General features: G+C 75.7%; 6 protein-coding genes. 5 read left to right on the forward strand and 1 reads right to left on the reverse strand.

Annotation, left to right across the window (positions count from 1 at the left end; all coding sequences use genetic code 11):
- Window positions 1-36 precede the first annotated feature (36 nt).
- The 3 genes from IEZ31_RS40465 to IEZ31_RS40475 are packed head-to-tail and all read left to right on the forward strand — an operon-like array spanning window position 37 to window position 4,219.
- Complete coding sequence (locus IEZ31_RS40465) at window positions 37-996, forward strand: quinone oxidoreductase family protein (RefSeq protein WP_190255413.1); 960 nt, start codon at window positions 37-39, stop codon at window positions 994-996.
- Complete coding sequence (locus IEZ31_RS40470) at window positions 993-1,736, forward strand: ABC transporter ATP-binding protein (RefSeq protein ID WP_190255414.1); 744 nt, start codon at window positions 993-995, stop codon at window positions 1,734-1,736. Before IEZ31_RS40465 ends, IEZ31_RS40470 begins: the two co-directional genes overlap by 4 nt.
- Window positions 1,733-4,219, forward strand: coding sequence for an FtsX-like permease family protein (locus tag IEZ31_RS40475; RefSeq protein ID WP_190255415.1), 2,487 nt, complete (start codon window positions 1,733-1,735; stop codon window positions 4,217-4,219). The genes IEZ31_RS40470 and IEZ31_RS40475 overlap by 4 nt, the downstream gene beginning before the upstream one ends.
- A gap of 17 nt (window positions 4,220-4,236) precedes the next feature.
- Here IEZ31_RS40475 and IEZ31_RS40480 read toward each other — a convergent pair whose 3' ends face one another.
- A complete protein-coding gene (locus IEZ31_RS40480) occupies window positions 4,237-4,626 on the reverse strand; it encodes a VOC family protein (RefSeq protein ID WP_190255416.1) in 390 nt (129 codons plus the stop codon).
- 257 nt (window positions 4,627-4,883) lie between these two features.
- Here IEZ31_RS40480 and IEZ31_RS40485 point away from each other — a divergent pair, with 257 nt between their 5' ends.
- Together IEZ31_RS40485 and IEZ31_RS40490 are read left to right on the forward strand one after the other, a co-directional pair.
- Window positions 4,884-5,093: a DUF5988 family protein gene (locus IEZ31_RS40485; protein ID WP_190255417.1), complete on the forward strand. Its 210-nt coding sequence runs from the start codon at window positions 4,884-4,886 to the stop codon at window positions 5,091-5,093.
- 78 nt (window positions 5,094-5,171) lie between these two features.
- A partial coding sequence (locus IEZ31_RS40490; protein WP_190255418.1) for a beta-ketoacyl synthase N-terminal-like domain-containing protein occupies window positions 5,172-8,881 on the forward strand: 3,710 nt, incomplete at its 3' end.

Consider the following 8,881-nt stretch of genomic DNA (forward strand, 5'->3'; position numbering starts at 1 on the left):
GATCGATTCAGTCCGAGCAACTAGCGGGGAGGCGCCATGAAGGCGGCGGTGTTGCACGAGGTCGGGGAAGTGCCCCGATATGAGGACTTCCCGGATCCCGTCGCCGGCGACGGCGAGGTGATCATCGACGTGCGCGCGGTCGCCGTCGAGAACGTCGACAAGCTCATCGCCGCGGGCAGGCACTTCGCCAGCGGCGAGTTCATCACCGAACTGCCGGTCATCCCGTGCTTCGACGGCATCGGGGCGCTGCCGGACGGCACCCTCGTCGGCTTCGGCCGGCCGCGCATGCCCTTCGGCGCGCTCGCCGAGCGGACCGTCGTGCCCGAGGGTAACTACGGGCCGATCCCCGAGGGCATCGACCCGGCGGTCGCGACCGTCCTGGGCACCGCCGTCACCGGCATGTCGATCCGCACCGCCGCCGGCTTCGCCGAGGGCGAGACGGTGCTCGTGCAGGGCGCCACCGGCGTCGCCGGCCGGCTCGCGGTCAAGGTCGCCCGGCTGCTCGGCGCCGGCCGGGTCGTCGCCACCGGCCGCGACGACACCGCGCTGGCCGAGGTGCGCGAGATCGGCGCCGACGCGGTCATCAACACCGCCGTCGACGACGACGCCCTCCAGCAGGCCTACGCCGACGCCAAGGGCGACGGCTACGACATCGTCGTGGACTTCCTGTGGGGCCGCCCGACCGAGATCCTGCTGCGCACCCTCGTCCCGACGTCGTTCTCGTTCCCGAAGCCGACCCGGATCATCCAGGTCGGCGAGTCGGCCGGGCCGAGCCTCACCATCGCCGCGGAGAGCCTGCGCACCTCCGGCGTCGAGATCGTCGGCGCCGCGAAGGGCCTCGACGCCCAGACCATGGGCGAGGTCTACGGCCAGATCGTGAAGTGGGCGCAGGCCGGCGAGCTCACCTTCGACGTCGAGCTGGTCCCGCTCGCCGACGTCGAGTCCGCCTGGCAGCGCACCGACCTGCGCGGCCGCCGTCTGGTCGTGGTCCCGTGAGCGCGCCGGAGGGCCCCGCGGTCTCGCTGCGCGCCGTGCGCAAGGTCTACGGCACCGGCTCCGCCGAGGTCGCCGCGCTGCGCTCGGTCGACGCCGACTTCGGCCGCGGCACCTTCACCGCCGTCATGGGGCCGTCCGGCTCCGGCAAGTCGACGCTGCTGCAGATCGCGGCCGGCCTCGACCGGCCCACCGCCGGCGAGGTGCTGCTCGCCGGGCATGACCTGGCCAAGCTCAGCGAGACGAAGCTGACCCTGCTGCGCCGTGACCGCATCGGCTTCGTCTTCCAGGCGTTCAACCTGCTGCCGTCGCTGACCGCCGAGCTCAACGTCGGCCTGCCGCTGCGGCTGGCCGGGCGCAAGCCGAAGCGCAAGGCGGTCCTCGAGGCGCTCGGCGCGGTCGGGCTGGCCGACCGGGCCGGGCACCGCCCCGCGCAGCTGTCCGGCGGCCAGCAGCAGCGGGTCGCCATCGCCCGGGCCCTCATCGCCCGGCCCGAGGTCGTCTTCGCCGACGAGCCCACCGGCGCGCTCGACTCGGCCTCCGGCCGGCAGGTGCTCGGCATCCTGCGCGACCTCGTCGACCGGGAGCGGCTCACCGTCATCATGGTCACCCACGACCCGCTCGCGGCGTCCTTCTCCGACCGCGTGGTGTTCCTCGCCGACGGTCAGGTCACCGGCGAGCTCACCGAGCCCACCGCCGAGGCGGTCGCCGCCCGGATGACCCGCCTGGAGGCCCCGTCGTGATCGCCCTGGCCTGGCAGACCGTCCGGGCCCGGACGGGCAGCTTCGTCGGCACCTTCGTCGCGCTCGCGCTCGGCGTCGCCCTGCTGACCGCGTCGGCGCTGTCGGCGCTGTCCGCGCTCAGCTCCGGCGACGGCCGCGCCGCCTGGCTCGACCGGGCCGACGTCGTCGTCGCCGGCACCGCCTCGGCCACCCTCACCGCCGACGACCCCGGCCGCCCGCCGGGCGTCACCGACACCGTCGAGTCCCGGGCGCTGCCGGCCGACCTGCCGAAGCGGCTGTCCACCGTGGACGGCGACCTCGTCGTCGACCACGCCGGCTACGCCACCATCGCCGACGAGACCGGCGACCGGATCCACCCCTGGTCCATCGCCGCCCTGCACCGCTCCACGTGGGCCGCCGGCGGGCCCCCGACCGGGCCGGACGGCATCGTGCTGACCGCGCCCGCCGCCCACCGCGTCGGCGACCGGATCACCGCACAGACCGCGGCCGGTCCCCGCGAGTTCGTGGTCAGCGGCGTGCTGGACACGACCGCACCGGCCGCGTTCTACACCACCGACGCGGTCGCCGCCGAGCTCGCCGACGACCGGATCACCGCGATCGCACTCACCGCCCGCGCGGGCACCACCGCGGCCGCGCTGGCCGGGCAGGTGCGCTCCGCCGTCGGCGACCAGGGCGGCGGATCCGTGCGCGTGCTCAGCGGCGCGGACCGGGTCGACGCGGCCCCGGACCCCGACTACCAGCTGCGCGCGGCCGTGCTCATCGTGCTGGGCAACAGCGCCGGCATCGGCCTGGTCGTCGCCGCGTTCATCGTCGCGTCGACGTTCGCCTACGCCGTCGCCACCCGGCGGCGGGAGTTCGGGCTGCTGCGCTCGGCCGGGGCCACCCCGCGCCAGGTCCGCCGGCTCGTGCTCGGCGAGGCGATGACCGTGGCCGTCGTCGCCTGCCTGGCCGGCGCCGCCCTCGGCTACGCCCTGGCCGCGCCGTTCGCCCGCTGGCTCGCCGACGTCGGCCTCGCCCCGGCCGGATACACCGCCCGGTTCATCTGGTGGGCGGTGGCCGCGGCGATCGGCGTGGGCCTGCTCGTCGCGCTCGTCGCCGCGTGGCTCTCGGCCCGGCGGGCCGGGCGGATCCGGCCGACCGAGGCGCTGCGGGAGGCCGCCGTCGACCGGCGCGCGATGACGGTCGGCCGGTGGATCGTCGGCCTGCTCGCCGTCGGCGGCGCCGTGCCGCTGATCATCTCATTCTCCACATTGGACACCGCCAGCCTCACCGGGTTCTTCTTCCTCGTGGTGCTGCTGCTCATCACCGGCTTCGCCATCCTCTCCCCGGTGCTGCTGCGGCCGCTCATCTGGCTGCTGACGGCGCCCGCCGCGGCCACCGGCGGCGCGACCGGCACCCTGGTGCGGCACAGCGCCTTGACCGCGATGCGCCGCACCGCGGCCACCGTCGCGCCGATCATCGTCACCATCGGCCTGGCGGCCGGGGCGCTGGCCGGCGAGGCCATCATCACCGAGACCGGGCGGGCCGCCGCGGAGCACCGCATCAGCGCCCCGGCCGTCGTCACCGGGCCGCTGTCCGCGCAGACCGTGGACGCGGTGGCGAAGGCCCCCGGGGTCCGGGCCGGCGTCGCCGTCACCGACCGGCCGGTCTACGTCTACGGGCCCCAGCCGCCGTACGACTGGACCGGCCGCTACGTCGACGGCCCGGCGCTGTCCAAGGTCGTGGACCTGCCGGTCGTCGCCGGCCGCCTCGAGGATCTCACCGGCACCGACACCGTCGTGGTGCCCGCCGGCCGCTGGGAGCTCGGCGAGACGGTGCGCATTGCGTTGGCCGACTCGACCGAGGTGTCGCTGCGCGTCGTGGCTGTCGTCGACGACCAGATCGACCTGGCCCGGATGCTGCTGCTGCCGGTCGCACTGCTCGACGGGCACACCGGCGCGCCGCTCGCCGACCTGGTCTACCTCGACCTGGAGCCGGGGGCCGACACCGGACCGGCGGCGGCCGCCGCCGCGGCGGGCGGCGGGGCGCTGATCCCGACCGCGCAGTTCCACGCGGTGCTGGACGCCGAGGGCGACCGGCTCAACACGCTGGCCACCGTCGCGCTGCTCGGCATGGCCCTGCTGTACACCGCCATCGGCATCGCCAACACGCTGCTCATGGCGACCAGCGGCCGGGCCCGCGACGTGGCGGTGCTGCGGCTGACCGGGGCGACACCCGGCCAGGTGCTGCGCATGATCGGCGCGGAGGCCGTGCTCGTCACCGTGCTCGGGGCGGTGCTGGCCGTGGTCGCGGTGGTGCCCGCGGTCGGCGGGCTCGTGCTCGCGCTGAGCGGCAAGAACCCGGAGGTGGCCTTCGTGGTGCCGTGGTGGCCGGTGGGCGCGATCGCCGGTGCCTGCCTCGTCATCGCGCTGGTGTCCAGCCTGCTCCCGGCGGGCGTGCTGGTGCGCCGCCGCGCCGCCGACCTGGCCGGCAGCGGGGAGTAAGGAGGCGGGAAGGTCCGTCAGACCCCGTCGACCAGCGTCCAGCGCTGGCCGACGGGGTCGCGGATGATCACGGCGTGCGTGTCGTCGGCCGGCGGCACGACCCGCGCGCCCGCGGCCACGGCCCGGCGCAGCACGGCGGCGGACTCCGCGCACTCCAGCCGCAGCACGGGATCCGTCGCGTCGGCGGGGAACTCCTCGCCCCAGCCGGTCGAGGTCAGGTCGCTGTCCCAGGCGCTGATCACGAGCCGGTGGCGGCCCACGACCAGCTCGGCGCCCACGATCTGCCCGTCGACCAGGCATTCGCGCCGCAGCTCGATCGCATCGAACACTTCGCGGTAGAACGTCATCGCCGACGCGGCGTCATCCACCGTCAGCCGGACGCGTGCGACGAGGTCATCGGCGTGCATGAAGCCCATACAAGGCCCACATGCTGGAATGCGGCAACCCCTAACGACGCGCAGCCCGTGCACAGCTCCGGCGCCGCCGGGCTAGGGGGCGCTACGGGTACCGGCCCGCTCCCGGCCCCGGCCATGATGGGCCTCACTGCAAGCTCACCGAAGCTGCAAGCCTCACCGAAGCTGCCAGCCTCACCGAAACTGCCAGCCTCACCGAAACTGCAAGCCTCACCGAAACTGCAAGCCTCACCGAATTCTGGAGGCGCGTCGTGAGCGAGACCGACCTGACGTCCAGCGCGGTGCTCCGCGTAGTTCTGGAGGGCGGCCCGGCCGACCTTCCCCGGGAGGACCCAGAGAGCTGGATCGAAGCCGACGACGAGCGGATCAAGGTGCCGTTCTGCGGTGGCTACGAGCATTTCCAGCGCACCGAGGTGTCGCACGTGTACCGCTGGGTGACCCGCACGAAGGTCGCCGAGTAGCCCGCCGGCGAGGCCGCACACCCTCGCGGGGCGCGCCCGCCACCACAGTCCCGCCGCGCGCTCCCCGGGAGAGAGTCCATGCCCCGTGCCGACCTGATCCGGCCGCTGCCCGAGACGCTCCGCGCCCACGCGGGGCGCCTCGGCTCGAAGACGGCGTACGCCGACGATCGCCGCACCGTCAGCTACGCCGAGCTCGAGCGCCGTACCCGGCGGCTCGGCGGCCACCTGGCCGCCCTCGGGCTCGCCCGCGGCGACCGGGCGGTGATCCTGCTCAACAACCGCGTCGAAGTGGTCGAGAGCTACTGCGCCGTCAACCGCGCCGCCGGTGTCGGGGTGCCGATCAACCCGCGCAGCACCGACGCCGAGCTGGCCTACCTGCTCGACGACAGCGGCGCCCGGATCGTCATCACCGACGACGGGCACGCCGAACAGGTCGCCCGCGTCCTCGACGGCCGGGACGGCACCCTCATCGTCGTCAACGACGACGGCGACCCACCGCCCGGCACCCACTCGTTCGCCGAGCTCGCCGCGACGGACCCGGCCGCACCGCCGCCCGACGACCTCGGCCTCGACGAGATCGCCTGGATGCTCTACACCTCCGGGACGACCGGCGCCCCGAAGGGCGTCCACGCCACCCACCGCAACTGCCTGTGGTCCGTGGCCGCCTGCTACGCGCCGATCCTCGGACTGTCCGAAGAGGACCACGTGCTGTGGCCGCTGCCGCTGTTCCACAGCCTCGCCCACGTCCTGGGCATCGTCGGCGTCACCGCGGTCGGCGCCTCCGCGCGCATCGTCGGCGAGTTCGCCCCCGCCGAGGTCCTCGGCCTCATCCACAGCGAGCGGCCCACCTTCCTCGTCGGCGTCCCCACCATGTACCGCTACCTGCTGCGCGCCGCCGAGACCGGGCACTGGTCGGCGCCGTCGCTGCGCGCCTGCCTCGTCACCGGCGCCGTCGCCGCCGCCGGGCTGCGCGCCGAGTTCGAGGCCGCGCTCGGGGTACCGTTGCTGGACAGCTACGGCAGCACCGAGACGTCCGGCGCCATCACCGTCAACGCCCCGCACGGCGAGCTGGTCGAGGGCTCCTGCGGCCGCGCCGTGCCCGGGCTCGAGCTGCGCCTCGTCGACCCGCAGACGCTGCGGGACGTGCCGGCCGGGGCCGAGGGCGAGGTGTGGGTCAGCGCGCCGAACGTCATGTCCGGCTACCACAACGCCCCCGAGGCCACCGCCGCCGCGCTCGTCGACGGCTGGTACCGCACCGGCGACCTGGCCCGCCGCGACGAACGCGGCTTTCTCACCATCACCGGCCGCATCCGCGAGCTCATCGTCCGCGGCGGCGAGAACATCCACCCGGCCGAGATCGAGGCCGTGCTCCTCGGCATCGACGGTGTCGCCGACGCCGCCGTGGCCGCCCGGCCGCACGAGGTGCTCGGCGAGGTGCCGGTCGCCTACCTGGTGCCGTCCGCCGGCGGCGGACCGGACCCGGAGCGGGTGTTCGCCCGGTGCCGGGAGCTCCTGGCGACCTTCAAGGTCCCCGAGGAGCTTCTTGAGATCGCGGCGGTACCGCGCACAGGCTCCGGCAAGGTGATGCGGCACGCGCTGCGCGACCAGCCGGCGCGGCTGCGCGGCGCCCGCGACGGCGCGCTGTTCACGCCGGCCTGGGTGCCCGCACCCACCGCCGACCCGGCGCTTGCGGGGCCCGTGCTGGACTGCCCCGCCGACCCCACGGCCGTGCGGGAAGCCATCGCGGCCCGGCTCGCCACCACCCCCGAGGACGAGCGGCTCTTCGCCGTCGTCGGCTCGAGCGACCCGGCCCGGTCGGCCGTCATCGACGCGGTGCGCGCGGCGCAGGCCGAGCACCCGGGGCGGATCGTGCTCGTCGAGACCGCCGGCGGCGACGCCGGTCCCGCGCTGTCGACCGTGGACGAGCCGCACGTGGCCGTCCGCGACGGCGTGGCGTTCGTGCCGCGACTCCAGCGCGCGGTGCCCGGCAACTCGGTTGATCCGGTGGGCTCGGCCTGGGATCCCACCGGAACGGTGCTCGTCACCGGGGCCACCGGGGTCGTCGGGCGCGCCGTGGCGCGGCACCTGGTGCACGTGCACGGCGTTCGCAGTCTCGTGCTGCTGTCCCGGTCCGGGCCGGCCGCGCCCGGAGCGCTTGCCCTGGCCGCCGAGCTGGCGGCTGCCGGCGCGCGGGTCCGGTTGTCCGCTTGCGACGTCACCGACGCCGCAGCGCTGGCGGATGCCTGCTCCCGGCTGCCCGGACGGTGGCCGCTGCGAGGCGTCCTCCACGCCGCCGGCCCCGCCGGTGCCCTGCATGTGCACGAGGCCACCGCCGGTGCGGACCTCACCGCGTTCGTCCTGTCCTCCGACGCGACCGGCGTGCTCGGCCTGGGCTTCGGGTCCACCGCCCCGGACGCCGTCGCCACCTGGCGGCACTCGCTCGGGCTCCCGGCGGTATCGATCGCCTGGGGCCCGTGGGACGCGCCCGGTACGGGTGACGCGCTGCGGCGGTTCGTGCCGCCGCTGCCCGTCGAGCAGGCCCTCGGGCTGTTCGACGCGGCCGTCGCGGCCGGCGGTCCCGTCGCCGTCGCCGCGCGGCTCGACCCGGCGCGGATCGCCGGCCCGGTGCCGACGGTGCTGCGCGGCCTCGGCCGGGCCTCGGACCGCCACGCCGCCGGAGCCGGCGCCGCCCTCGCCGCGCGGCTGGCCGACGTGGGCGCGGACACGCAGTACACCATCCTCCTGGACCTCGTCCGGGCCGAGATCGCCGCGGTGCTCGGCACGGCCCCCGGCGCCCTCGAACCCGGCCGCGCGCTGCGGGACCTGGGCTTCGACTCCGTCGCCACGGTCGAGCTGCGCAACGGCCTGAACGCCGCCACCGGCCTGCGGCTGCCCGCCACGCTCGCCTACGACCACCCGAACCCCCGGGCCCTGGCCGTCGAGCTGCGGCGCCGGATCACCGGCGTCCGGTCCGCGGTCGCGATGGCGGCCCGGCCCGTGGCGGCCGACGAGCCGATCGCGATCGTCGGCATGGCCTGCCGGTACCCCGGCGGCGTCACCGGCCCGGACGACCTCTGGGACCTGGTCGCCGCCGGCCGCGACGGCGTCGGCCCGTTCCCCGCGGACCGCGGCTGGGACCCGGCCGCCGTCTTCGACCCCGGCCTCGTCCACACCTACCGTCCCGAGGGAGGCTTCCTCGCCGACGCCGCCGGCTTCGACGCGGCCTTCTTCGGGATCAGCCCGCGCGAGGCCCTGACCATGGACCCGCAGCAGCGGCTGCTGCTCGAGGTGGCCTGGGAGGCGGTCGAACGGGCCGGCATCGACCCGGCCGCGCTGCGCGACAGCCCGACCGGCGTGTTCGCCGGCCTGATGTACCACGACTACAACCTCCGGCTGGCCGGCACACCCGGCAACGTGGCCGGCTTCGTCGACCCGGGCACCGCGGGCAGCGTCCTGTCCGGCCGCGTCGCGTACGTCCTCGGGCTGACCGGCCCGGCCGTCACCGTCGACACCGCCTGCTCCTCCTCGCTGGTCGCGCTGCACCTGGCGGTCCAGGCGCTGCGCAACGGCGAGTGCGGGCTGGCGCTGACCGGCGGCGTGACGGTCATGGCCACGCCCGGCGCGTTCACCGGCTTCTCCCGGCAGGGCGGGCTCGCCGCCGACGGGCGCTGCAAGTCGTTCGCGGGCAGCGCCGACGGCACGGGCTGGGCCGAGGGCGTCGGCGTGCTCGTCGTCGAGCGGCTGTCCGATGCCCGCCGCAACGGCCACCGCGTCCTCGCGGTGGTCCG

Origin of the sequence: Dactylosporangium sucinum, assembly GCF_014647515.1 — a bacterium.
In the GTDB taxonomy this organism is placed as follows: domain Bacteria; phylum Actinomycetota; class Actinomycetes; order Mycobacteriales; family Micromonosporaceae; genus Dactylosporangium; species Dactylosporangium sucinum.